Genomic DNA, 25,708 nt, shown 5'->3' on the forward strand with positions numbered 1-25,708 from the left:
GTCGGTACCGCGAAGGCCGGTCAGGCCTTCTTCGTCAGGCAGAGCACGTAGCCCGTCTTGCCCGGCTCGATGTTGTAGAAGACGTAGCCATCATCGCCCTGCTTGAGGAACTGGTCGCACGCGGTGCCGGCCTTGGCCTGTGCCTCGCTCTGCCCGTCCACCCGACCGACCACGTTGTACGCCGCGTCGGTGGAGGTGCAGGAGACGACCTTCGCCCCGTCGACCTTCTCCTCCTCGGTGCCGGTGATCTCGGGAAGCTCCGCGATGCAGTCACCGGCCTTGGCGTCGGCCGTCTCGTCCTTGTTCAGGTAGTTGCCGATCGCCGAGCCGATACCGAACTTCAGGCCGGCGATGACGAGGAACACGACGATCGCGCCGACGATGCCGAGCGCCTTCTTGGCACCGGACTTCTTCGCCTCCGGCTCCGCCGGCTGCGGCGTGTCGACCGCCGCCTTGGCCGTCTCGTCGACCGTCTTGGGCGTCTCGTCGGCCGGCTGGGACGGCGCTGCCTCGGGCGCGGAGGGCGGTGCGACCTGGTCTGACACGGTGGATCCTTCCGAGGGGTTGATGAGCAGACGACACCGTAACGATCATTGATTTCCGGTGCCGTCCCGCTCGCCTCGTCCGTTCAGCTATTTCCCACGTACGGCGTACCAACTGGGCACCCCGGGTCTGGGGCCCCTGGTACGTGCCGGAGGGCCCGGCTGACGCTGCCGAGCCCTCCGGTCGTGCCGCCGCGCCCGACCCGCGTCGAGGGGCACCTCCAGAGTATCGGGACGCACCGACGCCGGTCTCTACACCGGAGCACGCACGATGAGTACCCTCGATGCCGACCGGCATAATTCGACTCGGCAAGGAGAGCCCAGGTTGACCCCCAACCCGCTGGCCAAGATGAGACGGCTCGCCACCGCCCTGCATGACCTACGTACCAGCCACGGCTACAACCACGCTGAACTCGGCCGCAAGAGCGGTGTCTCCGCCTCCGTCATCTCGCGCATCGAGAACCCGGTCAACGATCTGCGCAGGGCAAACCTCCTGACCGTCCGCCGGCTCCTCGATGCGCTGGAGGTGCCACGCGGCAGCCAGGAATGGGCCGCCATCGAGAGCTACACCGAGGACGCCTCAGCCGCCCGCTGGTGGGACGCGGCACCGTACTCGCGGATGGGCGACGGGCAGCGCCTCTCCGCACTGATCGAAGCGGGCGCTTCCCAGGTTCGCGACTACGCCGGCCTGCTCCTCCCCGGCGTGGTGCAGACGGCGGCATACGCCCGTCACCGCATCCTGGCCGTGACAGGTGACGACCCGGCTGCCGACCCGGCACCGATCGTGGCTGGCCGCCTGGAGCGGCAGCGGCGAGTCGCCACCGAGGGGGCGACGGAGTACAGCCTGGTCCTGGAGGAGCAGGCCATCCGCCGTCATCCGGTCCCGGCACCGGTCATGCGGGAGCAGCTCGATCATCTGCTCTCGCTGATCGGTAAGGGCGTCAGCATTCGCGTTGTGCCGGTTGACGCCTGTCTCGATGATGGATACGCGCCCCGGGCGCCGTTCGTTTATGTGACCTACCCCGATCCAGAGGACCCGCCGATCGTGGCTGTGGACAACGCCGTGCGCGTTGCTCTTGTTACCGACCCAGCCGAGGTGGCGGGGTATGCGCAGCTGCATCTGCGGCTACGTCGTGCCGCACTGTCTGACGAGGACAGTGCGGCGCTTATCCGCGAGGTGGCCAGCTCGCTGGCCACCACGATCTGAGGAGAACCCATGTCCGACCCGCAGTTCACGAACACATCCGACCCTCGGTTTACGCAGTGGATGAAGAGCCCGGATTCGGGGCCGAACGAGGGCTGCTTGTACGTCTCCGGCTCGGCCGACGGCTCCGGTGACGTGGCCCTGGTCGAGAGCGAGGCCGGCCCCGACGCACCGATCCAGGTGGTTCCGAGGAGGTCGTGGTCCGCCTTCCTGTCTGGAGCGCGTTCGGGGGCGTTCGACCACATCTGACCTGACCCAGCTCAACCAGAGGGCCGACACCGGTTGGTGTCGGCCCTCTTCTATATTGCCGCCCGTGTTGCCCTTGTGACCTTGAGCGCAGGATGTCAGTGTGATGGATGCCGGAGCGAATTATGCCGGCGCACAGGATGCGGCCGTACGGACACCTCAGCACCCATCTCGGCTGCGGTCGCAACCACCAGCCGGGCACGGCATGAGCGACGGTCCCCCGTCCGCGAGCACCGCGCCCCGGGTAGCGGCGGCGGACACCGACCCCCGTGCGGAGCCCGCCGCCGCGCCCCACCCAGGAAGGGCGGGGGCGGCCGCGCAGAGGAGCCGGCCGCCTCAGTCCCGGAGGCGAGAGGGCACCGCGATGAGGCTCCCGTTCCGCCGGCGCCGCCGGCCCGTACAGCTCGACCAGACTGGCCCGGCCACCTGCTACCCGCAGCGCGCCGGTGCCCACCCCGCCCCCGACCGGCCGACGTGGGACGGGCCTACGCTCATCACGACACTGTCCCCGCTGATGACCCCGGGGCAGCTGCGTCGCTCCGGCGGCGGCAACCGGTGATGGGCGAGGTGCCGACGTCGGTCCGGGCCGCTCGGGCCGAGCTGGCGGTCCATTCGGTCAGCGCGTTGGAGCAACGTCTGGAGGGGCAGCACATGCCGAGCCGGCCGGCGTGGACCTGCAAGGCCTGCGACCCGAGCACCCCCTGGCCGTGCCAGCCGGCACGTGAGCGCCTGATCGAGGCGTACGGGGAAAACCGAATCAGCCTGTCCATGTACCTCGCGTCGCTGCTGACCGCCGCCCTGGTGGAGATGCCGAAGACGCCGCCGGCCGAGCTGCACGAGCGGTTCGTGGCGTGGACCCGATAAGCGCCATCACGGCCAGGAGCCGGGGCCCGCCGAGCTGCGCCGCTACACTGACCCGGCCCGTGAGCTGCCCAGATCCCGCCAACCAGATCGGAGAGCACCGTGCAGGCATCCCAGGCCCTGGACGTGATGGAGGCCCTGCTGCAGGCCTCCGACCACCCGGACATCGCCGCGATCGCGCGGTACGGCCGGGACTCCGAGGTCGGCGGTCAGTCACCTCCCGGAGTCTCGGTACTGCACCGGTCATCGGACACACGGGCCCTTCTGACCGCCTTCCCCGCACCGCGTGACGCCACGCCGGTGCCGCTGCCCACCGAGCCGATAACGATGCGGTGGCGGGCAGCTCGAATCCTCGTCTTCGCGCACCAGCTCCTCGACGCGGCCCGCCCCGAGGTCTTCGCCTCGTGGGACCTCTGCCGCCAGGAGGGAACGCACGGGCCGATCGCCGCGGCGCTCCGGATCACCGCCCGCGACGGCTCGGTGATCTATCTGCGTGGCCTGGCGGCGTCGGGCCAGGTGCGCGAGCCCGAGGCCGACCCGTACCCGGACTACCAAATCCCTCTTGAAGGAGTCCGATCATGGCACCTCAGTCCCAGTGCTCCGTCTGCGGCGCTCGTGTAGGCCCCCGGCCTGGCCAGCCCTGTCCTCCCCATCAGGCGGAGGGTAGTCGCGCTCGCTGCCCCGGTAGCGGCCAGCCCACGATGTGACAGCAACCGGCCCCGCTCTCCTGCGAGAGCGGGGCCGGTTCGCGTTCGGGGGTCAGGCGTCGGGCGCTCTCCCGGCCAGTGCACGGCCTGGCCGCCACCACCGTCCCGATCGCCGTGATCGGCGCGGTCATCCCGGTGCTGGGCAAGCTGACGTCGCAGATGGCGATGTCGACGGCCGCCGTCCGGATCTCCGACGACGCGCAGCGGAAAGTGGACCTGGTGCGGTCGCGGGGCCGCGACGCCATCGCGGTCGCCCGCGCCATCGACGAGGTGAAGGCCGCAGCCTCCGTCGCATGATCCAGTTCACATCAACACTCAGCTCGTCGGGGTCGGAGTGGGCTCGGCGCTCGGAGTGCCGGACGGTGTGACGGTCGGCTCGGGCGTCGCGGTCGGCCCGGTCGTCGCGGCAGGTGTCGGGACGGCGGTCGGTGTCGGGACGCGCCCGTTCGGGGCGCGGAATCCGAACGGCGCCTGCTCGACGCAGTACGGGTACGGGCGCAGCAGCGGGTTGCCGTACTCGTCGACGCGGCCCTCGCAGTCCGGGTAGCCCAGACGGATCGGGTTGCCGTTCTGGTCGAAGAGCCGGGCGTTCTCCACCAGCTTGCCCTCGCTGTCGTAGACGAAGACGTCACGGACCTGGCTGTACGGACTGTCGACCGAGGTCTGGTCGTAGTAGTAGCCGTCGTCGCGCCGGCCCTCCGCGTCGACCAGTGCGGCGAGCGCGAAGACGACCAGCACCAGGCTGCCGGCGTGCAGCGCCCACCGTGGCCAGCGAGTCAACCGCCCGGAACGGCGTCCGAGCCAGATCGAGGCGAGCACGAACCCGACCAACATGATCACGCCGGCCAGCAACTCGCCACCGAATCGGGGCAGCAGGCCGGATTCGCCGCCCGTGGTGATCACGGTGACCAGCATCGCCGCCAGGTAGCCGCGCAACACCCACCAGGCGGGGCGCAGCAACCGCAGGAAATCACTCGCCGTCTCGTACCCCAGAACCGGGCCAAGCCGAGAGTCGAGCACGCGCAGCCGGCCACGGACTCGGACCACCGCGGACGCGACCCGCTGGTCCAGGTTGCGTCCACCCGGCCCGGTCGCGCCGGCCGCGGCGCGCAACTCGGCGGCGTACGTCTCGGGCTCACCCAACCGCTCGACGAGAGTACCGTCGGTCTCGGCGGCGAACTCGGCGAGGTGGTCGGCGAGATCCTCGGTCAGCTCGTCACGCTGGGCGGGCGGCAGGTCGGCCAGGACGGCCCGGACCCGCGCCACGTAGTTGGTGATCTCCTGCTCCGTGACGGTCATACCGCCATCCCCCGATCGTCGAGCAGACTGTCCATGGTGGTGGCGAACGAACGCCAGAGCTTGCCGGAGCGGGTCAACTGGTCGCGCCCGGCGGCGTTGAGCGCGTAGTACTTGCGGTGCGGCCCGGACTCGCTCGGCACGACGTAGGTGGTGAGCAGGCCGGCGGCGTAGAGACGGCGCAGGGTGCCGTAGACCGAGGCGTCGCCGACCTCCTCCAGCCCGGCCTCCCGGAGCCGGCGCAGGATGTCGTAGCCGTAGCCGTCCTCCTCCCGGAGCACGGCGAGGACGGCGAGATCGAGCACGCCCTTCAGCAACTGTGTGGTGTCCACGCACTGCACACTACCGTGCAATGCGAAATAGCGTCAACGAAATCCGCCGCGACACGCCCGCACCCGCGGGGTGATCCACTCGCGTTCCTGGAAAACGGGCCATTCAAGGCGCCCGGACACCCCACCTTCACTGAAGGTGAGTCGATCACGCCTGCGCGTGCCCTACTGGAGGCTCCACGCGATGCCGTCGAGAATGTCGTGCTCCGAGGCGACCACCGACGGCATGCCGGCCCGCTCCATGATCACGCGAAGTACGAGAGCGCCCGCACCGATCACGTCCGCCCGGCCCGGGTGCATCACCGGGATCGCCAACCGCTGCGCGCTGGTGCGACCCAGCAGGTCCTCGGTGACCTGGGCCACCGCCTCGTACGACACCCGGGCGTGGTGGATGCGCTCCGGGTCGTACTCCTGAAGGTCCTGCGCGATGGCGACCACGGTCGTGACCGAGCCGGCGAGGCCGACCAGCGTGGCCGCCTCGCGGCCGGGCACCACCGCGAGCGCCCGGTCCACCGCCGCCGCGATGTCGGCCTGCGCGGCGGCGACCTGCTCCAGCGTCGGCGGGTCGCCGGCCAGGTGACGCTCGGTCATCCGAACGCAGCCGATATCCACCGAGATCGCCGCCCGCACCCCGCCGGCCCGGTCACCGACCACGAACTCGGTCGAGCCGCCACCGATGTCGACGACCAGGAACGGCTCCCGCGCGTCGGCCGGCAACCCGCGCACCGCGCCGGTGAACGACAGCCGGGCCTCCTCGTCACCGGTGACCACCTCGGGGGCGACCCCGAGGGTGGCCTGCACCATCTCGGTGAAGTCGGCGGCGTTCGCCGCGTCGCGGGAGGCCGAGGTGGCGCACATCCGCACCCGCTGGGCGCCCAGTTTCTCGATGTCGGCGGCGTACGACGCCAACGCCACCCGGGTCCGTTCGATCGCCTCCGGCGCCAGCCGACCCGTCCGGTCCACGCCCTGCCCCAGCCGGACGATCTCCATCCGCCGGGTCAGGTCGATCAGCGGCGCCTGCGACCCGGCCGACGCCTCCGGCAGGTCGGCGACCAGCAGTCGGATCGAGTTGGTCCCGCAGTCGATGGCCGCCACACGCGTCGTCACCCCGCAACCCTACGACAGCCCGGCGAGGACTCAGCTCACAGGCGCAGCAGCATCCGGGTGTTGCCCAGCGTGTTCGGTTTGACCCGCTCCAGGTTCAAAAACTCGGCGACACCCTCGTCGTACGAGCGCAGCAACTGCTCGTACACCGGCTGTGGCACCGGAGCGCCGTCGATCTCGCGGAAGCCGAACGAGTGGAAGAACCGCGTCTCGAAGGTGAGCACGAAGATCCGCGCCACGCCCACCTCGCGGGCCGCGTCGATCAGCTCACCCACCAGCCGGTGACCGATCCGCTGGCCCCGGCAGGACGGATCCACCGCCACCGTCCGGATCTCGGCCAGGTCCTCCCACATCACGTGCAGCGCGCCGCAGCCCACCACCACGCCGTCCTCGGCGCGGACCGCCACCCGGAACTCCTGCACGTCCTCGTACAGGGTCACGGTGGCCTTGCTCAGCAGCCGCCGGTCGTCGGTGTACGTGTCGACCAGCCGTCGGATGCCCCGCACATCACCGGTGCGGGCCGGCCGCACCAGGATCTGCCCCTCGGTCTGAGCTCTCATTCGGTGGGGGGCACGTCCACGCACGGCCCGGCCGTCCACCACGGCTCGACCAGCTCCAGCGTCTCGTCGCCGAACGGGTTCACGCCGGGCCCCGCGCCCAGCGCATGGCCCAGGTGCACGTGCAGGCACTTCACCCGGCCCGGCATCCCGCCGGCCGAGATGCCGGCGATCTCCGGCACCTCGCCAATCGCCTCCCGACGCGCCAGGTAGTCCTCGTGGGCCGCCCGGTAGTGCGCGGCCAGCTCGGGGTCCGTCGTCAGCCGGTCGGCCATCTCCTTCATCAACCCCGCCGACTCCAGGCGGCTGCACGCCGCCGTGGCCCGGGGGCAGGTCAGGTAGTACAGCGTCGGGAACGGGGTGCCGTCGGCGAGGCGCGGCGTCGTCTCCACCACGTCCGGCAGGCCGCACGGGCAGCGGTGCGCCACCGCCCGGGTGCCCCGGGGCGGGCGGCCGAGCTGCGCGGCCACCGCGGCCAGGTCGGCCTCCGTGGCCGGTTCCCGCTGCGGCAGAGGTACGGAATCCGCCGCCGACTCCGACGGTGGTACGACTGTCACGGTGCCCATCTCTCCTGGTGCTGGTCGGTTGGTCACTTGCCCGGCTGCTGGCTGTCCGCCGCCTGCACGCTGGACCACAGCGTGTCGTACCAGGTCACTGGACCCGCCGGGGCGGCCGGGCCGGCCGACTTCCCGGCGTCCCGGGCGGCGCCCTCCGGATCGTGTAGGACCACCATCATCTTCTCGCCCGGCCGACCCATGAAGAACCGTTCCCGGGCCTTGGTCTCGATGAACGCCTTGTCCTGCCACTTCGCGGCCTCGGCGGCGAGCTTGGCGATCTCCTCCTCCTGCACTGCCTGCGCGGCCTCCATCCGTTCGATGTCGGCCTGCTGGTCCAGGTAGACCCGCACCGGGTAGGTGTAGGCCAGGGCGAGCGCGATCAGCACCGCGAACAGCACGGTGGCCCGGCCGGTGAAGCGACGGGGATGGGGTGCGACGAGCCGTTTGACCGCACCGCCGGCGGCGGTACGCCGAGCGGCGGCCGGCCGGTTCGCGGAGCGCACGCCGTCGGCGCCCCGGGCCGCGCCCGGCGCCCGACCGGCGGCACCCCGCGGCTCGGCGCGTACCCCGGCCTCCCGGACCGACCCACGGGTGGCCCGGCCGCCACCCGGCCGGCCGGACTGACCCGGCCGGCGGGCGGGACGCTGACCACCCGGTGTGCGCCGCTGCTGCATCGTCACACCCCTCCCCCGAGGCTTCGTGCGTGACAGAGGGTGTCGGGAAGCCCCGCTCGGGGCTTCCCGACAGCGATCTCAGGCGGAACGGTAGCGCGGGAACGCACCGGCGCCGGCGTAGCGCGCCGCGTCCGCCAGCTCCTCCTCGATCCGGAGCAGCTGGTTGTACTTGGCGACCCGGTCCGAGCGGGCCGGCGCGCCGGTCTTGATCTGGCCGCAGCCGGTGGCCACCGCCAGGTCGGCGATGGTGGTGTCCTCGGTCTCGCCGGAGCGGTGGCTCATCATGCACGTGAAGCCGGCCCGGTGGGCCAGGTCCACCGCGTCCAGGGTCTCGGTCAGCGAACCGATCTGGTTGACCTTGACGAGGACGGCGTTCGCCGCCTTCTCCGCGATGCCACGGGCGATGCGCTGCGGGTTGGTGACGAACAGGTCGTCACCGACGATCTGCACCCGGTCGCCGATCGACGCGGTCAGCGTCTGCCAGCCACTCCAGTCGTCCTCGGCCAGCGGGTCCTCGATCGACACGATCGGGTACTCGTCGGCGAGCTTGGTGTAGTAGGTGCTCATCTCCTCGGCGGACTTCGCGGCACCCTCGAACGTGTAGGTGCCGTTGTCGAAGAACTCGGTCGCCGCCACGTCGAGCGCGAACACGATGTCGGTGCCGAGCCGGTAGCCGGCCTTCTCGACCGCCTCGGCGATCAGGTCCAGGGCGGCGGCGTTGGTCGGCAGGTTCGGCGCGAAGCCACCCTCGTCGCCGAGACCCGTCGACAGGCCCTTCTTCTTCAGCACCGACTTCAACGCGTGGTAGACCTCCGCGCCGGAGCGCAGCGCCTCACGGAACGTGGGCGCGCCGATCGGCGCAATCATGAATTCCTGGATGTCGACGTTGGAGTCGGCGTGCGCGCCACCGTTGAGGATGTTCATCATCGGCACCGGCAGCAGGTGCGCGTTCGGGCCGCCCAGGTAGCGGAAGAGGCTCAGCTCGGCGCTGCCGGCGGCCGCCTTCGCCACCGCGAGGGACACCCCGAGGATGGCGTTCGCGCCCAGCTCCGACTTGCTGTCGGTGCCGTCGATGTCGAGCATCTTCTGGTCGATCAGGCGCTGCTCGCTGGCCTCGTACCCGATGATCTGGTCGACGATCTTGTCTTCGACGTTGGAGACCGCCTTCTCCACGCCCTTGCCCTGGTAGCGGTCGTCGTCACCGTCGCGCAGCTCGATCGCCTCGAACGCGCCGGTGGAGGCGCCGGAGGGCACCGCGGCGCGAGCCACCGTGCCGTCGTCCAGGCCGACCTCGACCTCGACCGTCGGGTTGCCCCGCGAGTCGAGAATCTCCCGGGCGACGATTCCCTCGATGGTTGCCACTGAGTCGCTCCTCGTTGTTGTGATCCGGTCCGTGGGTGGGCCGCGACGGTGCGGCTGAGGCAGGTGTTGAACGCAGCGTATCGGGCCACGGGAACGGACACGGCGTCGCCCGCGCACCCGACTCGCCCCGCACTGACGGACATTCCCGGATTTCCGGGCGTCAACCGGCAACGAGTTTGCGCTGCGCGGACCAGATCCACCAGGCTGGTCGCCATGCCCGCCGCCTCGACCACCCTCCGCATGCTCGCCGTGTCGGTCATCGCGTCGCTCACGGTCACCGGCTGTCAGACATTCGAGGACGCCGGAGTGGCCATGGAACGCTCCGACCTCGTCAACGACCTCGCCGCCCGCCTCGACCGGGCGTTGGAGCTGACCTACTCGGCCGACTACCAACTCCCCGGTGGCCAGACCGCCGCGATCGTGCAGGCCCAGGATCCGGCCCGCTCGTCGTACACCTACCCGGGTGGGCGGCTGACCGTCACCCCGGAGGCGGTCACCCGGTGCACCGCCACCGGCAGTCACACGGAGTGCACACTCGTCGCACCGCCCACACCCGCCGGCAAGCCCACCGTGGCGCTCTTCAGCGAGGCGAACCGGCAGGGCCTGGCCACTCCACCGGTGGTGGTGGGGCTGCTGACCGCCGCGGCGCTCGACCCGCAGGCCGCCATCAAGCAGACCGACACCACCGTCGCCGGCCGCCACGCCACCTGCGTCGAGGTGCAACGCGCGGACGGCGACTTCACCGCCTGCGTCACCACGGAGGGCGTGCTGGGCAGCTTCACCGGGCCGGTCGACGGCAAGCCGATGGAACTGGCACTGAGCCGCTACTCCGAGACGGTGCAGCAGGACGCGTTCGACCCGCCGGCGGGCGCGAACGTGGTGGACCGCCGCCCCGGTCGCCCGTAACCCGCGCGGCCCGCTGCGCCCGCGCCGTCTCGCTGCGTCCGCGGCGCGTTTCGGCGCGGGCGTCGGCTGGTGAGCGGCGGTTGCTCAGATGCCCAGCAGGGTGCGCAGGTGGCGCGGGGGTGGGCAGTCGTGCGCGAGCATCGCGTCGTGCCAGTCACGCACCGGCACCCCGTCGGGGCGGGCGGCGGCGATCTCGGCCACCTCGCTGTACCCGACGAAGTAGGTGGACAGCTGCGTGGAGGTGAGCAGCGCCCGGCGCCACTTGCCGGCCGCCTCGCCCTCCTCCTGGAAGCCCCGCCCGGTCATCAACGCCATCGCCTCGGCCTCGGGCAGATCCTCGGCGTGCACCAACTGGTCGAGCAGCGCGTTGATGGTCATCCGCAGCTGCATCTTGAGCTGCTGCAACCGCACCGGCAGACCGCCGAAGCCGAGCCCGGCCATCAGCTCCTCGGCGTACACCGCCCAGCCCTCGATGAACGGGCCGGACTCGGCCAGCGCCCGCACGCGGGTGCCACCGACGTAGCGGCGGGCGTGGGCGAGCTGGAGGAAGTGCCCCGGCATCGCCTCGTGCACGGTCAGGTTGCGGATCATGTGGTCGTTGTACTCGCGGTAGAACGACTCGACCCGCTGCGCGGGCCAGTCCGACGGGGTGGGCGCGATGCAGTAGAAGGTGGGGACGTTCGCGGTCTCCAGCGGGCCGGGCGAGTCGCAGTACGCGACGGCGACGCCACGGGCGAACTCCGGCATCTCCTGGATGACGCACCGGTCGTCGACCAGGGTGACGAGGTCGTGGGCGCGGACGAAGTCGGTCTCCTCGTCCAGGGTGATGCCGGCCAGCTCGACGATGGTCGCGTCGTCGGGGTGCTCGGCGGCGAGCACGTCGAGTGCCCGGCGTACCGCCTCGTCGTCGGCCCGGCCACCGACCAGCTCGACGGCCGCCTCGCGGATCTCCGCGGTGACCCGGTCCAGGTTGGCCCACGCGCGGCGCTGGATCTCGGCGGCGCCCAGCTCGGTGTCCAGGGTGTGCCAGAGGCGTGCCTCCCACCGGCGGCGGCCCAGCCGTGGGTCGCGGCCGGGGCCGGCGTCGGCGGCGAGGCCGGCACGCAGCCAGGCGACGAACTCCTCCAGTGCGGCGATCGCGGCGGTGGCCGCCGGCTCCACCCGGTCGAGGCTGCCCGGCGCCTGGGCGATCAGCCCCGGCAGTTGGTCGCGGATCAGTGCGGCCGTGCCGGTGAACTGCCCGACCGCCGTCTCGGCGTGGATGCGCGGCATGTCCCGCAGGGTCGCGCGGGCGGTGGCGAGGGCGTCCGGTACGGCGGCGAGCCGGCCGGCCAGTTGGGTCAGTCGCACCTCGGCCGGGGCGTACGAGCGGGCCAGCAGCGGGTGCAGCAGCGGGCCGGGATTGTGCCGCAGCGGGTTCCACTCGTGCGAGCGGATCTCGGTCAGCTCGAACAGCTCCCGGTCGACGAACGAGGTGAGCAGCGCGTGGTCCACCTGGTCGTCGACGTCGAGCGAGTCCGGGTCCAGTTCGGACAGCGCGTTCGCCGCGTCGGAGAGCATCGCGAGATCGCCGGCCACCGCCCCGGCCGACAGATCCGGGAGCCGGTCGTCGAACCGGTGATCCCCCGCCGAGGTGGCAACCCCGGGCCGCGCTTCCAGTAGTGCCTCAACAACCCGCTCAGCGAGTACCCCGAACTCCTCCACCGGACCACCCTACCGACCGGCCCGCCCCGGTCGTGTTGATCAAAAGGTTTGCGTCAGTTCCGGGCAGGTTGATCAACCAGTTTCGGCGATGCGGACGGCCTCGGCGTAGGCCAGGGTCGCGCGGCGGAGGGCCTGTTCCGGATTCAGGTTCGCCTCGCGGGCCGCCGCTACCGTGGCCAGCAGGCTGGCTCCCAGTCTCGCCTCGGCGTCGACCTGGGTGGCGGCCAGCGGGGGTGGGACCGACAAACCTGCGCGGGCGGCACGGTCCAGGATCTGCGCGGCCAGGGCGAGGGCGGGCTGGCTCAGCGCCACGCCGTCCAGCACCGATTCGCGTGCCTTCTCGGCCCGCTTGATCCGCTCCCAGTTGGCGGTGATCTCCTCCAGCGTGCCCGCCTCCGCGCCGGCGAAGACGTGCGGGTTACGCCGGATCATCTTGTCGACCAGGCCACCGGCCACGTCGTCGATGGTCCACCGCTCACCCTCGGGCAACTCCTCGGCGAGCCGGGCGTGCAGCACCACCTGCAGGAGCACGTCACCCAACTCCTCACGGAGCGCGTCGGTGTCGTCGGCGTCGATCGCGTCGTACGCCTCGTAGCTCTCCTCCAGCAGGTACCCGGCGAGGCTGCGGTGCGTCTGCGCCCGCTTCCACGGGTCACCACCGGGCGAGGCCAGCCGATCCAGCACGGCCACCGCGTCCAGCAGCCGGGCGCCCGGCGGATCCCACGAGCCGTACATCAGCTCCATCTCGGCCAGCCCCGGCTCCCGGGCCAGCCGCAGACCCAACTCACGGGCCAGGGCCTCATCGCCGGCCGGGCCGGCCAACCAGACCGCCGTGCCGTGCTCGGCCACCGTGTCCAGCAGCCGCTGCGTCGCCGGGCCGTCCACCACGGTCACCTCGGCGCCCGCCTGGCGCACCGCCGTGGTCAACTCACTCTCCGCGCCGGTCAACACCGGGTGCTGGCGTACGACGTCCCAGGCGGCGGCGGTCAGCAGACCGGCCGGCAGCCGGGGCGAGGTGACCAGCAGGACGATCCGTGCCGTCATGCTCAGCTGGCCGTGCCCTCGGCGTCCGGGGACGCGTCCGACGGCACCGACTCCGGGGTGGAGATGTCGGTGACCGGGCCCTCCTCGTTGATGTACGGCAGCGAGTAGAAGACCAACGACTGCCCGGTGCTCACCACCGACGGCACGCCCACCGACCGGTAGCGCGGGTTGATCGTGACGTCGACCCGGCTCGCCTCTTCCTCCAGCGCGGCGCTGAGCGCGGTGGCGCTGCGCACGAAACCGCCGTCACCGAAGGCCCGCCGCACGTCGGCCACCGGCATCCCGCCCTGGATCGCCCCGGTCTTCGCGAGCGCGTCGTAGACGGCCATCAACGAATCGTCGCTGAGGTCGGCCGGCGGGAGCTGCTGGTTGAGCGCCTGGAGCAGGTCGATCCACTCACCCCAGAGCTTGGCGTACTCGGTGCTGGCCGGCACCCGCAGGTTCTGCTCCAACTGCTGCGGCGTGACCTCGTCGGGCACCTGGAGCTTCTTCGCCGCCGCGACCCGCTTGCCGAGATCCAGGCTGACCAGCAGGTTCACCACGTCCTGCCGGGTGACGGCGGAACGCAGCTGCTCGGGTGACGGCGTCGCGCCCGCCTGACCGGCCTCCCGGCGGACCGCGTCGCCGTACTTCGCCTGCACGTCGTCGTAGATCGCGTCGACCCGGTCGAGCGAGTACGTCGTGTCACCGACGTACGCGGCGACGTCCGGTGCGGACTTCCCGCAGGCGGCGAGGGAGAGGACACCCAGAGCCGCGACGCTGGCGGCGGCGATCACACGGCGAGCACGCATGCCCGTCACTCTCTCATGCCCTGTTCCATGCTGTGACGGCCCCCACCTCACCCGGCCGGCCTCACGTGGCCGGCCGAGTCCTGTGGCCGGCCGGCTCCCGTGGCCGGCCGGCTCCCGTGGCCGGCCGGCTCCCGTGGCCGGCCGGCTCCCGTGGCCGGCCGGCTCCCGTGGCCGGCCGGCTCCCGTGGCCGGCCGGCTCCCGTGGCCGGCCGGCTCCCGTGGCCGGCCGGCTCCCGTGGCCGGCCGGCTCCCGTGGCCGGCCGGCTCCCGTGGCCGGCCGGCTCCCGTGGCCGGCCGGCTCCCGTGGCCGGCCGGCTCCCGTGGCCGGCCGGCTCCCGTGGCCGGCCGGCTCCCGTGGCCGGCCGGCTCCCGTGGCCGGCCGGCTCCCGTGGCCGGCCGGCTCTGTGGCCGGCCGGGTCCTGGCCGGCCAGGTTCTGGCCGGCCGGGTCAGCTCGCCGCGACGGCGAGCGGGGCGGGGGCACCGAGCACATCGGAGAGCAACTGGGCGCACCACTGGAGCAGCGCCTGGTCGCGCAGCGGCTCGCCACCGACCCGACGGGTCGTCGGCCGAGGCACGCTGACCTGGTCGGTGGCCTGCTTGTAGACCGCGTCCGGGTGGTAGCGCTTGAGCCGCAACTGCTTCGAGTCGGGCAACGGCAGCGGGCCGAACCGCACGTGCTTGCCCTGCATGGACACGTCGGTGAGGCCGTACCGGCGGGCCAGCAGGCGGAACCGGGCCACCTCCACCAGGTTCTGCACGGGGGCCGGCGGCTCGCCGTACCGGTCGGTCATCTCCGCGACCACCTCACGCAGCCGCTCCTCGTCGCGCGCCTCGGCGAGCTTGCGGTACATCTCCAGGCGCAGCCGTTCCACGCTCACGTAGTCGTGCGGCAGGTGCGCGTCGATCGGCAGATCGATCTTGACGTCGGTCTCCTCCTCCGGCCGCTCACCCTTGAACGCGGACACCGCCTCGCCGACCATCCGCACGTACAGGTCGAAACCGACACCCTCGATGTGCCCGGACTGCTCGCCGCCGAGCAGGTTGCCCGCGCCCCGGATCTCCAGGTCCTTCATGGCCACGTACATACCCGCGCCCAACTCGGTGTGCTGGGCGATGGTCGCCAGCCGCTCGTGGGCGTGCTCGGTGAGCGGCTTTTCCGGCGGGTAGAGGAAGTACGCGTACGCCCGCTCCCGACCCCGGCCGACCCGGCCCCGGATCTGGTGCAGCTGGGCCAGGCCGAGCAGGTCGGCGCGCTCCACGATCAGCGTGTTGGCGTTCGGGATGTCGATGCCCGACTCGACGATCGTGGTGCAGACCAGGACGTCGAACTCCTTCTCCCAGAAGCCGACCATCACCTTCTCCAGGGCGTCCTCACCCATCTGGCCGTGCGCCACCGCGACCCGCGCCTCGGGCACCAGCTCCCGCAGCCGCCGCGCCGCCCGGTCGATCGACTCGACCCGGTTGTGCAGGTAGAAGACCTGCCCGTCGCGGAGCAGCTCCCGGTGGATGGACGCGGCGACCTGCCGGTCGTCCTGCGCGCCGACGAAGGTGAGCACCGGGTGCCGCTCCTCCGGTGGGGTGGCGATCGTGGACATCTCCCGGATGCCGGTGATCGCCATCTCCAGCGTCCGCGGGATCGGGGTGGCCGACATGCTCAGCACGTCGACCGACGCGCGCAGCGTCTTCAGGTGCTCCTTGTGCTCGACACCGAAACGCTGCTCCTCGTCGACGATCACCAGACCGAGCTGCTTGAACCGGGTCGCGGTCTGCAACAGGCGGTGGGTGCCGATGACGATGTCGACCGTGCCGGCGGCCACCATCTCCAGCGTCCGCTCGGTCTCCTTCGCGGTCTGGAACCGCGACAGCTGCCGGATCTCGACGGGGAACTGGCTCATCCGCTCGGCGAACGTGTTGAAGTGCTGCTGCACCAACAGCGTGGTCGGCACCAGCACCGCGACCTGCTTGCCGTCCTGCACGGCCTTGAACGCCGCACGGACCGCGATCTCGGTCTTGCCGTAGCCGACGTCACCGCAGATCAGTCGGTCCATCGGGACGGTCTGCTCCATGTCCCGCTTGACCTCGTCGATCGCGGCGAGCTGGTCGGGGGTCTCCTGCCAGGGGAACGCGTCCTCCAACTCCCGCTGCCAGGGCGTGTCCGGGCCGAACGAGTGCCCCTTGGACGCCTTGCGGGCCGCGTACAGCTGGATGAGCTGCGCGGCGATCTCCCGGACCGCCTTGCGGGCCCGGGCCTTCGACTTCTGCCAGTCCGAGCCGCCCATCTTGTGCAGGGTCGGCTGCTCGCCGCCCACATAACGGGAGAGCTGGTCGAGCTGGTCGGTCGGCACGAACAGCCGGTCGCCGGGTTGGCCCCGCTTGCTGGCCGCGTACTCGATGACCAGGTATTCGCGGCTGGCGCCGTTGACGGTGCGCTGCACCAGCTCGACGTAGCGGCCGATGCCGTGCTGCTCGTGCACCACGAAATCGCCGGCCTTCAGCTCCAGCGGGTCGATGGTGTTGCGCCGACGGCTCGGCATCTTGCGCATGTCCCGCGTCGAGGTGCCCCGACCGCCGGTGACGTCGTTGCCGGTCAACAGCACGAAACGGGACGCCTCGTCGACGAACCCGCTGCTCAGCGCGCCGCAGGTGACCACCAGCTCGCCCGGGACGGGCGCGGTCGGCACCTCCTCGGTCAGCCGGGCACCGAGGCCGGCGTCGCGCAGCACCTCCACCGCCCGCTGGGCGGGGCCGTGCCCCTCGAAGACCAGCGCGATCGACCAGCCCTCACCGGCCCACCGCTTGAGGTCGTCGACGACCCGGCCGGTCTCGCCGTGGTAGAGCGGCGCCGGCTGGGCGGCGAGGGTCACCGCGATGGCGTCGTCCGGGGTGACGGCGGCCCGCTCGGGCGCGTCCTCCCAGGGTTGCCGCGTCTCGGCGGTCTCCGCCGTCTCCCCTTCGACCAGGCCGAACGGGGAGAGCGTCCACCACGGCTGGCGCAACGTGGCGGCGGCGGCGCGGACCTCGCCCAGGGTGCGGAAGGCGGCGGCGCCGACGTCCACCGGGGCCTGGCCGCCGACCGCGGCGGCGGCCCAGCTGGCCTGCAAGAACTCCTCCGAGGTACGCACCAGATCGTGCGCCCTGGTGCGGATCCGCTCCGGGTCGCACAGCAGGACGTGGGTGCCGGCCGGCATCGCGTCCAGCAGCAGCTCCAGCGAGTCGGGGCCGACCAGCACCGGGGCCAGCGACTCCATGCCCTCCACCGGGATGCCTTCGGCCAGCTTGTCCAGGATCTCCGCCAGCTCCGGATGCTCCTCGGCGAGCGCGGCGGCCCGGTCGCGGACCGCCGGGGTGAGCAGCAGCTCACGGCAGGGCGGCGCCCAGAGCAGCGGAACCTGCTCGATGGTCCGCTGGTCGGCGACCGCGAAGGTGCGAATCTCCTCCACCTCGTCGCCCCAGAACTCGACCCGCGACGGGTGCTCGTCGGTGGGCGGGAAGACATCCAGGATGCCGCCGCGTACCGCGAACTCGCCGCGCTTGGTGACCAGGTCGACCCGGGCGTACGCCATGTCGACCAGACGGTGGGCGACCTCCTCCAGGTCCGCCTCCTCGCCCGCGGCGAGCTGCACCGGCTCCAGGTCACCGAGACCCTTGAGCTGCGGCTGAAGCAGCGAACGAACCGGGGCCACGACCACCCGCAGCGGCCCGGTGCCGCCGTGCGCGTCGGTCGACTCCGGGTGCGCCAGCCGGCGCAGCACCGCCAGCCGCCGGCCGACCGTGTCCGAGCGCGGGGAGAGCCGCTCGTGCGGCAGCGTCTCCCAGGAGGGGAAGACCACGACCTGCTCGGGCGGCAGCAGCCCGCCCAGCGCGGCGGCGAGGTCGTCGGCTTCGCGGGTGGTGGCGGTCACCGCCAGCACCGGCCGCCCGGCCCCTTCGTTGTCCGCGGCGACCGCCGCGACGGCGAACGGGCGCAGCGCGGCGGGGGCGGTGATGTCGAGCCCGTCGACCTGGGCGGCACCGGAGCGCGCCAGGTCACGCGCCCGGGCCAGCCCGGGGTCGGCCAGGGCGGCGGAGAACAGACCGGTGAGCATGTGATCACTTCCAGGGGAGTCGACGCACACGACGGCTGCCCCTCGTCCGGTTGGACGGGGGGTGCACGACAACAAGCCTAGCCCCGTCCACCGACAGCCACCCCCTTCCGCCCCAGGTCGCCCCCGCACCCCACGCCCCACGCCCCGTGCCCGCACGCCCCGCACCCCACGCCCCGTGCCCGCACCCGCACGCCCCATGCCGCCCGCCCCGCACCCCATGCCCCACGCCCCGCACCCGCATCCGCACGCCCCATGCCGCATGCCCCGCGCCGCGCCGCGCCGCGCCCGGATGTCACCGCCGTCACGGACGTGGCCGCAACCCGCCCGTGCTGGCCATGACACTCCCGGCAGACCAGCGTGCCTCAAGCGCGCCGGTCGCGCCGATCTTGCAGTTTCGATCGTCGACATGTGCGGTATGCCCCTTAAGCCGGGACAGAAAGTGCAAGATCGCGGAGCAGGCGGGGTCCAGCCCCGTCGATCAAGGAGTTGTGGTGCCTGGTTTGGGGCCTTGTGAGTTTTTTGTTGCCCACCACAACTCCATGATCGGCGAGGCGGCGGTGCCCCCGCCTGTTCGACTGACTCCCCCGCCTCTACCACCGCGAGATCCACTCAGTTTCAAAGAAACTGCTGCACAGGCGCGCTTTGAGGCAGCAGTTTCCCTGAAGTTGTGTGGATCTCGCGGCGGACGGGCCGCGCGGAGCCCAGCCGCGCAGGCCACGCAGAGCCCAGCCGCGCAGGCCACGCAGAGCCCAGCCCGGCGAGCAGGCGCGGAGCCCAGCCCGGCGAGCAGGCGCGGAGCCCAGCCCGGCGAGCCGGCGCGGAGCCCAGCCCGGCGAGCAGGCGCGGAGCCCAGCCCGGCGAGCCGGCGCGGAGCCCAGCCCGGCGAGCCGGCGCGGAGCCCGGCCCGGCAGGCAGGCGCGGAGCCCGGCCCGGCAGGCAGGCGCGATCTTGACCAGGTGCCTGTGGGCATGGTCGGGTCTGGGGATGGGTGATCAGTGGCGGGTGCAGTTCGACGCGGAGGTGAGCTTCGCCAACGGTGGCGGGCTGCGCACCGAGGGGTTCCGGTTGGACATCCCGGGCCGGGAGATCACCGACCAGGATCTGGCCGCGCTCCTTGTACGGCACCTCGGGCTTCTGCTGGTCGCCGACGTCCGGATCAGCGCGAAGACGATCATCGAGGAGCCACACAAGGGCGGCCGGGGTGTCGCCGCCGAGCCCCGCGCGGGCCGCCGGCTCGTCGAGCTGAGCCAGGTGATCAGCGACGGGATGACCACGCTGCCCGACTGGCCGGCCCCCCGGATCACCGACTGGCTGACCCGGGAGGCGTCCCGGGAGCGGTACGCCCCGGGCGTGGAGTTCCACGTGGCCCGGATCGACATGATCGCCAACACCGGTACGTATCTCGACGCGCCGGCACACCGCTGGGCGGACGGGCCCGATCTGACCGGTGTCCCGCTGGACCGCCTCGCCGACCTGCCCGGCGTGGTGGTCCGGGTGCCGGCCGGCGTACGGGCGGTGGATCGGCTGATGCTGGCCCCGTACGAGGTTGCGGGGCGTGCGGTGCTGCTGCACACCGGGTGGGATGCGCACTTCGGCACCGAGCGGTACGGCGCACCGGAAGCGCCGTACCTGACCGGGGACGCCGCTCAGGCACTGGTCGACGCGGGTGCCGCCCTGGTCGGGATCGACTCGATCAACATCGACGACATGAGCCCGGCCGCCGGTGGTGAGCGCCCCGCGCATAGCACGCTGCTCGCCGCCGGCATCCCGATCGTGGAGCACCTGTCCGGCCTCGCCGCGTTACCTCCGGAGGGATTCCGGTTCACCGCGGCTCCACCCCGGATCGCCGGCATGGGCACCTTCCCGGTCCGCGCGTTCGCCACCCTCGACGCCTGAAGCCACAGCCGCGGCCACGGGCCGCCGCCACGACCACGGGCCGCCGACCACTGACCATCGACCGCCGACCACCGGCCGGCCCGAGGCCCAAAGCCCGAGACCCGAAGCCCGAAGCCCGAGACCCGAGACCCGAGACCCGAAGCCCGAAGCCGAAGCCGAAGCCAAGAGCACCCACAACGCCTCAGAACCCGAGCACACCGGGGCCGAGCAGGGTCAGGCCGACGACCCCGGCCAGCCAGTCGGCACGGGTCACCTCGGACTCCCCGGGGCCGACGTGCACGAAGACGGTGTGCTCGTCGGCGGGCTCGGTGGCCCAGATGTCCGCGGCGTTGAGCACCACCTGAACGTACGCGTGCTTGAACTGTCCGGCCAGGTCCCGGCTGGGCACCGCCGGCCAGCCATGGTGCCACCACTCCAACCGCGCCGGGTCGGACCTGACGGTCTCCGCCAGTCGTCCCTCCAGCAGGCCGAGGCCGTGCACCATCACCTCGACGTCGACCAGCGGGTCGGCGGGGTCCTGCGGACCGGTCTCGCCCTCCGGGGCCTCATGCGCCCACATCCGGTCCTACCCGTCCGCACCCAGCCAGTGGCCGTACGGGTCGAGGTAGCGGGGCAGACCCGACTGCCGCCCGGTACGCGCACAGAGCTGCACCTCGGTGTCGCGCGGGTAGGCCACGCTCAGCAGGTGCCCGACGGCGTGCAGTGCGCGGTCGACGTCCGTCGTCCGCAGAATCGGGTACGCCCGCGAGTTGCTCATCAGTAGCGCACGGCGATGCGGCGCTCGACGGCGTCGACCAGGATCTCGCCGCCGTACGGGATGATCAGTTGCGGGTCGGTGTGGCCGAGGTCGACGTCGAACACGGTTACCGCATCCGGGTTGTACGGGGCGAGCGCCCGGGTGATGGCCTCCCGCTGGGCCTCACCCCACGCCAGCCGTTCAGGTACGGACAGCGGCGTGGCGAAGTCCCACGCCTTGGGTCGGCCGACGACGACCGCGGGGAAGGCGGCGAGCAGTCCCCGCTCCCCCATGTTGCGGACGATCCGGAACACCTCCTTCGCGTCGGGCATCTCCTGCGAGGTCTCGAAGACCAGCACGGACCCGGTCAGCTCGTCGATGCCCGGGACCCGGTCGGTGGCCATCAGCCAGTGCAGGATCTCCAGGCAGCCACCCCAGGTGCGCCCCCGCACCGTCCGCGCGGGCCCCTGCCAGCGCCATCCCTTGCCGGGCAGCATCTCCGGCTCGTACGCCAGCGCCTCCGGCTCGGTCCACGAGTTCGGCCGGTCACCCCACTCGGGCGCGGGTTTCAGGTCGTACCAGTCGGTGGTGAATAGCGCGGCGCGCAGCGAGTCGAACGTCAACGGGTGCGGCGCGCCGGGTCGGCCGAGGTGCACCAGCACGGATCCGCCGTGGTACGCCACGATTCCGAGCCGGTACAGGTGGTTGAGCACGTTGGTGTTGTCGGAGTAGCCGAAGTAGGGCTTCGGGTTGGCACGCAGCACGTCGTCGTCGAGGTGCGGGGTGACGGTGATCAGGTCGTTCCCGCCGACCGTGGCGAGCACGGCGGTGATGCTCGGGTCGGCGAAGGCGGCGGTGAGGTCGCGGGCCCGGTCGCGCGGGTCGGCCCCCATGACTCGGGTGGTCGGATACTCCACCGGCTCCAGGCCGAACTCCTCGCGCAGCCGGCGCAGCCCAAGGTCGTACACGTGGGGGAAGATCGCCGGCAGGCCGGCGGACGGTGAGACGACCGCGACCCGGTCTCCCGGTCGCGGTTTCGGGGGGTAACTCGGCGACACCATGATCAGACGCTAACCGGCCGGCCAAGCGGTTTCCGCCCTGCTAATCAGGAAACGGACCATAGGCTGACAACGTGGACAAAGCATCCCAGGGTAGGGTGCGCGACTGGGCGCCCCGCAGCATCGGGCTGCTCCTCGGCACCCTCGCGCTGGCCACCGCGTTCATCGCGGCCTATGTCGGAGCACTGCACCAGCCCACACCCCGGGACCTGCCGGTCGGCGTCGCCCGCGGCGACCAACGCGCCGAGGCGACACTCGCCGCCGTGCGCGGGCAGACCAACAAGATCAAAGCCATCGAGTACGACGATCAGGGCGCCGCCGAGCACGGGCTGCTCAGCCGCGCGGTGTACGCGGTGCTCAGCAGCCGGGACGACGGCCTGCTCCTCACCGTCGCCAGCGCGTCCGGCCCCTCCGCCACCAGCGCGATCCGGGAGGTGCTGGCCACCGCGGCGTCCCGGGGCGGCCCCGGACTGCAGGTCGTCGACGAGGTGCCGGTCCCCTCGACCGACCCGCGCGGGGTGGTGCCCTTCTACCTGAACGTCGGGTACGTGCTCGGCGGCTACCTCGCCTCGACCGTGCTCGGCATCTCCGCCGACACCACGCCACGGACGGCACGGCGGGCCGGGCTGCGGATCGCCGCGCTCGCGGTCTACAGCGTGCTGCTCGGCGTCGCCGGCGCGCTCGTGGTCGGACCGGGCCTGGACATCTGGCACCACGACGTGCCGACCATCGCCGCCATCGGCGCGCTGGCCGTCTTCGCCGCCGCGATGTTCGCCAGCGCCATCCAGGGGTGGCTTGGCGTCGCCGGCACCGCGCTGGTCATCCTGCTCCTCGTGGTGCTCGGCAACCCGGGCTCCGGTGGCATCTACGCGCCGGAGTTCCTGCCCACGCCGCTGCGCGACATGCACCGGTGGAACATCCCCGGGCTCGCCAACGACCTGACCAAGGCCGCGGTGTACTTCGACTGGCGTTCGGCCGGCTGGCCGGCGCTGGCGCTCGCGCTCTGGGCGGTGCTCGGCGGGTTCGGGCTGCTCACCGCCAGCCTGGTCCGGGGTCGCCGGCCCGACGCCGCATGCCCCGGCCCGACCCCGGACGGTGGTTGAGATCACGTCGGAATCACCCCTCTTGGGGCAGGAGATCTCCCGGGGCCCCTGCTGCCATCCGGGTCCGCGCGGATACCATCCAGGGAGTCGGACAGCGCTGTCCTTCGTACCAACGTAAGGAGCGCATCGTGACCGACCAGCACGACCACGACGGCCCGGACGCCGCGCTGCGCGCCGACATCCGCAGGCTCGGCACCCTGCTCGGGCAGACCCTGGCCCGCCAGGAGGGCCGCCCGCTGCTCGACCTCGTCGAGGAGATCCGCGCCCAGGTCCGCACCGATCCCCCGGCGGCCGCCCAGCGGCTCGGCGGGCTCGACGTGACCACCGGCACCAAGCTCGCGCGGGCCTTCTCCACCTACTTCCACCTGGCCAACATCACCGAGCAGGTGCACCGCGCCCGGGATCTGCGCCGCCGCCGCGCGGTGCAGGGCGGCTGGCTGGACCAGGCGGCCAAGATGATCGCCGAGCGCGGGGTGCCGGCCGAGGAGATCGCCAACGCGGCCCGACGGCTGGCCGTCCGGCCGGTCTTCACCGCGCACCCCACCGAGGCGGCCCGCCGTTCGATCCTCTCCAAGCTGCGGGCCATCGCCGACGAGTTGGACACCGAGACCGCCAACGCGATCCTCTACGGCGCCAGCGACGAGGGCCCGGCCAACCGTCGGCTGGCCGAACTGCTCGACCTGATGTGGCAGACCGACGAACTGCGGCTGGACCGACCGGACCCGACCGACGAGGCCCGCAACGCCATCTACTACCTGCGCGACCTGTACGCCGAGGCCGCACCGCAGGTGCTCGACGACCTGGCCGACACGCTGCGCACGCTCGGCGTGGAGACCTCGCCGACGGCCCGTCCGCTGAGTTTCGGCACCTGGATCGGCGGCGACCGCGACGGCAACCCGTTCGTCACCCCGGCGGTCACCCGCGAGGTGCTGACCATCCAGCACGAGCACGGCATCGCGGCCACCGAGAAGGCGATGGACCACCTCATCAACGAGGTGTCCGTCTCCCGTCGGCTGCGCGGGGTGTCCCTCGACCTGTCCGCCAGCCTCGCCGCCGACCTCGACGCGCTGCCCGAGGTGGCATCCCGGTTCCGCCGGGTCAACGCCGAGGAGCCGTACCGGCTCAAGGCGCGCTGCGTGAAGGCGAAGCTCGCCAACACCCGCCAGCGGCTGCGCCAGGGCACCGCGCACGTGCCCGGCCGGGACTACCGGGGGTCCGCCGAGCTGATCGCCGACCTGGACCTGCTGCGCGCCTCGCTGGCCCGCAACTCCGGGCAGCTCACCGCCGTCGGCCGGCTGGCCTCCACCATCCGTACGGTCTCCGCGTTCGGCCTGCACCTCGCCACGATGGACGTCCGGGAACACGCCGAGGCGCACCACGCGGTGCTCGCCCAGCTGTACGAGGCCGTCGGCGAGGTCTCCGACTACCCGGCGCTGACCCGGTTGGAACGCACCAAGCTGCTCGCCGACGAGCTGTCCGGCCGCCGCCCCCTGTCGACGCTGGACACTCCGCTGACCGAGGCGACGCGCAAGACGTTCGACGTGTTCAGCACGATCCGCGAGGCACAGGACCGGTTCGGCAACGAGGTGGTCGAGTCGTACATCATCTCGATGACCCTGGGCGTGGACGACGTGCTGGCCGCGGTGGTACTGGCCCGGGAGGCCGGCCTGGTGGACGTCCACAGCGGGCGGGCGCGGGTGGGCTTCGTGCCGCTGCTGGAGACCCCCGCCGAGCTGAACGCCGGCGGCGAACTCCTCGACGAGCTGCTGTCACTGCCCGCGTACCGGGCGATCGTGTCGGCCCGGGGCGACGTGCAGGAGGTCATGCTCGGCTACTCGGACTCCAACAAGGAGGCCGGGATCACCACCAGCCAGTGGTCGATCCACCGGGCGCAGCGCGCACTGCGGGACGTGGCCGCCCGGCACGGCGTGCACCTGCGGCTGTTCCACGGCCGCGGCGGCACCGTGGGTCGCGGCGGCGGGCCGACGCACGAGGCGATCCTCGCCCAGCCGTACGGCACGCTCGACGGCGCGATCAAGGTGACCGAGCAGGGCGAGGTGATCTCCGACAAGTACACGCTGCCCTCGCTGGCCCGGGAAAACCTGGAACTCACCCTCGCCGCGGTGCTTCAGGCGACGCTGCTGCACACGGCCCCCCGGCAACCGGCCGAGATGCTGGAACGCTGGGACGCGACGATGGACGTGGTCTCCGAGTCGGCGTTCCGGTCGTACCGGTCGCTGGTCGAGGACCCGGACCTGCCGGCGTACTTCTGGGCGTCCACCCCCACCGAGCTGCTCGGCGCACTGAACATCGGCTCCCGGCCGGCGAAGCGCCCGAACACCGGCGCGGGGCTGTCCGGCCTGCGGGCCATCCCGTGGGTGTTCGGCTGGACGCAGACCCGGCAGATCGTGCCCGGCTGGTTCGGCGTCGGCTCCGGGCTGGCCGCGGCCCGTGAGGCCGGGCTGGCCGACGTGCTCGCCGAGATGCACCGCAACTGGCACTTCTTCCGCACGTTCCTGTCGAACGTCGAGATGATGCTGACCAAGACCGATCTGAGCATCGCCCGCCGCTACGTCGAGACGCTGGTACCGAAGAAGCTGCACCCGATCTTCGAGCAGATCGAGCGGGAGTACGAGCTGACCAAGCGGGAGGTGCTGGCGGTGACCGCCTCACCCGCCCTGCTGGAGAACTCGCCGGTGCTCCAGCGCACCCTGGCCGTCCGCGACACCTACCTGGAGCCGCTGCACCACCTTCAGGTGGCGCTGCTGCAGCAGTACCGGGACTCGGGTGCCGCCGGACGGGCGGTGGCCACCGCGCCGGGTGGCCGTCGCGCGCCGAGCGACGGCACCGCCCTGGAGCGGGCGCTGCTCACCACGGTCAACGGCATCGCCGCCGGAATGCGCAACACCGGCTGATCAACAGGTCCGAGAACGGGCCCCGGTCGG

General features: G+C 72.1%; 25 protein-coding genes. 10 read left to right on the forward strand and 15 right to left on the reverse strand.

Annotation, left to right across the window (positions count from 1 at the left end):
• Positions 1 to 20: 20 nt before the first annotated feature.
• Entirely contained in the window at positions 21 to 545 is a 525-nt protein-coding gene (locus O7620_RS19225; RefSeq protein WP_278124223.1) for a hypothetical protein, read from the reverse strand.
• Positions 546 to 867: 322 nt separating this feature from the next.
• Here O7620_RS19225 and O7620_RS19230 point away from each other — a divergent pair, with 322 nt between their 5' ends.
• From O7620_RS19230 to O7620_RS19255, 6 genes are all read left to right on the forward strand, one after another.
• The gene (locus tag O7620_RS19230) at positions 868 to 1,749 is read left to right on the forward strand and encodes a helix-turn-helix transcriptional regulator (protein WP_278124224.1); all 882 of its coding nucleotides are present in this window, start codon (positions 868 to 870) and stop codon (positions 1,747 to 1,749) included.
• Between the two features lie 9 nt (positions 1,750 to 1,758).
• Positions 1,759 to 1,995 (forward strand): DUF397 domain-containing protein, encoded by a 237-nt coding sequence (locus tag O7620_RS19235; protein WP_278124225.1) that lies wholly within the window; start codon positions 1,759 to 1,761, stop codon positions 1,993 to 1,995.
• 361 nt (positions 1,996 to 2,356) lie between these two features.
• Positions 2,357 to 2,551, forward strand: coding sequence for a hypothetical protein (locus O7620_RS19240; protein WP_278124227.1), 195 nt, complete (start codon positions 2,357 to 2,359; stop codon positions 2,549 to 2,551).
• A complete protein-coding gene (locus O7620_RS19245) occupies positions 2,551 to 2,856 on the forward strand; it encodes a hypothetical protein (RefSeq protein WP_278124229.1) in 306 nt (101 codons plus the stop codon). The genes O7620_RS19240 and O7620_RS19245 overlap by 1 nt, the downstream gene beginning before the upstream one ends.
• A 99-nt stretch (positions 2,857 to 2,955) precedes the next feature.
• Complete coding sequence (locus tag O7620_RS19250; RefSeq protein ID WP_278124231.1) at positions 2,956 to 3,474, forward strand: hypothetical protein; 519 nt, start codon at positions 2,956 to 2,958, stop codon at positions 3,472 to 3,474.
• A gap of 164 nt (positions 3,475 to 3,638) precedes the next feature.
• Positions 3,639 to 3,857: a hypothetical protein gene (locus tag O7620_RS19255; RefSeq protein ID WP_278124232.1), complete on the forward strand. Its 219-nt coding sequence runs from the start codon at positions 3,639 to 3,641 to the stop codon at positions 3,855 to 3,857.
• Between the two features lie 18 nt (positions 3,858 to 3,875).
• On the opposite strand, the gene O7620_RS19260 is transcribed toward O7620_RS19255, so the two are convergent.
• From O7620_RS19260 to eno, 7 genes are all read right to left on the reverse strand, one after another.
• Entirely contained in the window at positions 3,876 to 4,859 is a 984-nt protein-coding gene (locus O7620_RS19260) for a hypothetical protein (RefSeq protein ID WP_278124233.1), read from the reverse strand.
• The gene (locus tag O7620_RS19265; RefSeq protein WP_278124234.1) at positions 4,856 to 5,188 is read right to left on the reverse strand and encodes a PadR family transcriptional regulator; all 333 of its coding nucleotides are present in this window, start codon (positions 5,186 to 5,188) and stop codon (positions 4,856 to 4,858) included. Before O7620_RS19265 ends, O7620_RS19260 begins: the two co-directional genes overlap by 4 nt.
• 162 nt (positions 5,189 to 5,350) lie before the next feature.
• Positions 5,351 to 6,280 (reverse strand): Ppx/GppA phosphatase family protein, encoded by a 930-nt coding sequence (locus O7620_RS19270; RefSeq protein ID WP_278127052.1) that lies wholly within the window; start codon positions 6,278 to 6,280, stop codon positions 5,351 to 5,353.
• A gap of 47 nt (positions 6,281 to 6,327) precedes the next feature.
• Positions 6,328 to 6,849 (reverse strand): amino-acid N-acetyltransferase, encoded by a 522-nt coding sequence (locus O7620_RS19275; protein ID WP_151491723.1) that lies wholly within the window; start codon positions 6,847 to 6,849, stop codon positions 6,328 to 6,330.
• Positions 6,846 to 7,403: a DUF501 domain-containing protein gene (locus tag O7620_RS19280; RefSeq protein WP_278124237.1), complete on the reverse strand. Its 558-nt coding sequence runs from the start codon at positions 7,401 to 7,403 to the stop codon at positions 6,846 to 6,848. Before O7620_RS19280 ends, O7620_RS19275 begins: the two co-directional genes overlap by 4 nt.
• 32 nt (positions 7,404 to 7,435) lie before the next feature.
• A complete protein-coding gene (locus O7620_RS19285; RefSeq protein ID WP_151491725.1) occupies positions 7,436 to 8,077 on the reverse strand; it encodes a septum formation initiator family protein in 642 nt (213 codons plus the stop codon).
• Positions 8,078 to 8,155: 78 nt separating this feature from the next.
• Positions 8,156 to 9,439 carry a phosphopyruvate hydratase gene (gene eno, locus O7620_RS19290; RefSeq protein ID WP_278124239.1) on the reverse strand — a complete coding sequence of 428 codons (1,284 nt, stop codon included), beginning with the start codon at positions 9,437 to 9,439 and terminating at the stop codon, positions 8,156 to 8,158.
• Between the two features lie 213 nt (positions 9,440 to 9,652).
• On the opposite strand from eno, the gene O7620_RS19295 reads away from it, so the two are divergent.
• Positions 9,653 to 10,345 carry a hypothetical protein gene (locus O7620_RS19295; protein WP_278124241.1) on the forward strand — a complete coding sequence of 231 codons (693 nt, stop codon included), beginning with the start codon at positions 9,653 to 9,655 and terminating at the stop codon, positions 10,343 to 10,345.
• An 84-nt stretch (positions 10,346 to 10,429) separates the two neighbouring features.
• Here O7620_RS19295 and O7620_RS19300 read toward each other — a convergent pair whose 3' ends face one another.
• The 4 genes from O7620_RS19300 to mfd all read right to left on the reverse strand — a co-directional run bounded on the left by O7620_RS19300 (position 10,430) and on the right by mfd (position 17,970).
• Entirely contained in the window at positions 10,430 to 12,049 is a 1,620-nt protein-coding gene (locus tag O7620_RS19300) for a DUF885 domain-containing protein (protein WP_278124243.1), read from the reverse strand.
• Between the two features lie 72 nt (positions 12,050 to 12,121).
• On the reverse strand, positions 12,122 to 13,093 hold the full coding sequence (locus tag O7620_RS19305) for a nucleoside triphosphate pyrophosphohydrolase (RefSeq protein ID WP_278124244.1): 972 nt from the start codon (positions 13,091 to 13,093) through the stop codon (positions 12,122 to 12,124).
• Positions 13,094 to 13,095: 2 nt separating this feature from the next.
• Positions 13,096 to 13,884, reverse strand: coding sequence for a hypothetical protein (locus O7620_RS19310; RefSeq protein ID WP_278124245.1), 789 nt, complete (start codon positions 13,882 to 13,884; stop codon positions 13,096 to 13,098).
• A gap of 447 nt (positions 13,885 to 14,331) precedes the next feature.
• Complete coding sequence (gene mfd / locus O7620_RS19315) at positions 14,332 to 17,970, reverse strand: transcription-repair coupling factor (RefSeq protein WP_278124247.1); 3,639 nt, start codon at positions 17,968 to 17,970, stop codon at positions 14,332 to 14,334.
• Positions 17,971 to 18,954: 984 nt separating this feature from the next.
• Here mfd and O7620_RS19320 point away from each other — a divergent pair.
• Positions 18,955 to 19,866, forward strand: coding sequence for a cyclase family protein (locus O7620_RS19320; RefSeq protein ID WP_278124250.1), 912 nt, complete (start codon positions 18,955 to 18,957; stop codon positions 19,864 to 19,866).
• Positions 19,867 to 20,047: 181 nt separating this feature from the next.
• On the opposite strand, the gene O7620_RS19325 is transcribed toward O7620_RS19320, so the two are convergent.
• From O7620_RS19325 to O7620_RS19335, 3 genes are read right to left on the reverse strand one after another with little or no spacing between them, the layout of a single operon-like run.
• On the reverse strand, positions 20,048 to 20,425 hold the full coding sequence (locus tag O7620_RS19325) for a hypothetical protein (protein ID WP_278124252.1): 378 nt from the start codon (positions 20,423 to 20,425) through the stop codon (positions 20,048 to 20,050).
• A 6-nt stretch (positions 20,426 to 20,431) separates the two neighbouring features.
• The gene (locus O7620_RS19330; protein ID WP_278124253.1) at positions 20,432 to 20,623 is read right to left on the reverse strand and encodes a hypothetical protein; all 192 of its coding nucleotides are present in this window, start codon (positions 20,621 to 20,623) and stop codon (positions 20,432 to 20,434) included.
• On the reverse strand, positions 20,623 to 21,663 hold the full coding sequence (locus O7620_RS19335; RefSeq protein WP_278124255.1) for a S66 peptidase family protein: 1,041 nt from the start codon (positions 21,661 to 21,663) through the stop codon (positions 20,623 to 20,625). The genes O7620_RS19330 and O7620_RS19335 overlap by 1 nt, the downstream gene beginning before the upstream one ends.
• Positions 21,664 to 21,734: 71 nt before the next feature.
• On the opposite strand from O7620_RS19335, the gene O7620_RS19340 reads away from it, so the two are divergent.
• Positions 21,735 to 22,763 (forward strand): hypothetical protein, encoded by a 1,029-nt coding sequence (locus tag O7620_RS19340; RefSeq protein ID WP_278124257.1) that lies wholly within the window; start codon positions 21,735 to 21,737, stop codon positions 22,761 to 22,763.
• 128 nt (positions 22,764 to 22,891) lie between these two features.
• Positions 22,892 to 25,678, forward strand: coding sequence for a phosphoenolpyruvate carboxylase (ppc, locus tag O7620_RS19345; protein ID WP_278124258.1), 2,787 nt, complete (start codon positions 22,892 to 22,894; stop codon positions 25,676 to 25,678).
• Positions 25,679 to 25,708 lie beyond the last annotated feature (30 nt).

The organism is Micromonospora sp. WMMD710 (assembly GCF_029626045.1).
Taxonomy (GTDB): domain Bacteria; phylum Actinomycetota; class Actinomycetes; order Mycobacteriales; family Micromonosporaceae; genus Micromonospora.

Bases quoted from the DNA above. Each gene is read 5' to 3' on its own strand.
- O7620_RS19235 (WP_278124225.1), top strand. From the start codon at position 1,759: ATGTCCGACCCGCAGTTCACGAACACATCCGACCCTCGGTTTACGCAG.
- O7620_RS19240 (WP_278124227.1), top strand. From the start codon at position 2,357: ATGAGGCTCCCGTTCCGCCGGCGCCGCCGGCCCGTACAGCTCGACCAG.
- O7620_RS19245 (WP_278124229.1), top strand. From the start codon at position 2,551: ATGGGCGAGGTGCCGACGTCGGTCCGGGCCGCTCGGGCCGAGCTGGCG.
- O7620_RS19260 (WP_278124233.1), bottom strand. From the start codon at position 4,859: ATGACCGTCACGGAGCAGGAGATCACCAACTACGTGGCGCGGGTCCGG.
- O7620_RS19275 (WP_151491723.1), bottom strand. From the start codon at position 6,849: ATGAGAGCTCAGACCGAGGGGCAGATCCTGGTGCGGCCGGCCCGCACC.
- O7620_RS19285 (WP_151491725.1), bottom strand. From the start codon at position 8,077: ATGCAGCAGCGGCGCACACCGGGTGGTCAGCGTCCCGCCCGCCGGCCG.
- O7620_RS19295 (WP_278124241.1), top strand. From the start codon at position 9,653: ATGCCCGCCGCCTCGACCACCCTCCGCATGCTCGCCGTGTCGGTCATC.
- O7620_RS19305 (WP_278124244.1), bottom strand. From the start codon at position 13,093: ATGACGGCACGGATCGTCCTGCTGGTCACCTCGCCCCGGCTGCCGGCC.
- O7620_RS19310 (WP_278124245.1), bottom strand. From the start codon at position 13,884: ATGCGTGCTCGCCGTGTGATCGCCGCCGCCAGCGTCGCGGCTCTGGGT.
- mfd (WP_278124247.1), bottom strand. From the start codon at position 17,970: ATGCTCACCGGTCTGTTCTCCGCCGCCCTGGCCGACCCCGGGCTGGCC.
- O7620_RS19320 (WP_278124250.1), top strand. From the start codon at position 18,955: ATGGGTGATCAGTGGCGGGTGCAGTTCGACGCGGAGGTGAGCTTCGCC.
- O7620_RS19325 (WP_278124252.1), bottom strand. From the start codon at position 20,425: ATGTGGGCGCATGAGGCCCCGGAGGGCGAGACCGGTCCGCAGGACCCC.
- O7620_RS19330 (WP_278124253.1), bottom strand. From the start codon at position 20,623: ATGAGCAACTCGCGGGCGTACCCGATTCTGCGGACGACGGACGTCGAC.
- O7620_RS19335 (WP_278124255.1), bottom strand. From the start codon at position 21,663: ATGGTGTCGCCGAGTTACCCCCCGAAACCGCGACCGGGAGACCGGGTC.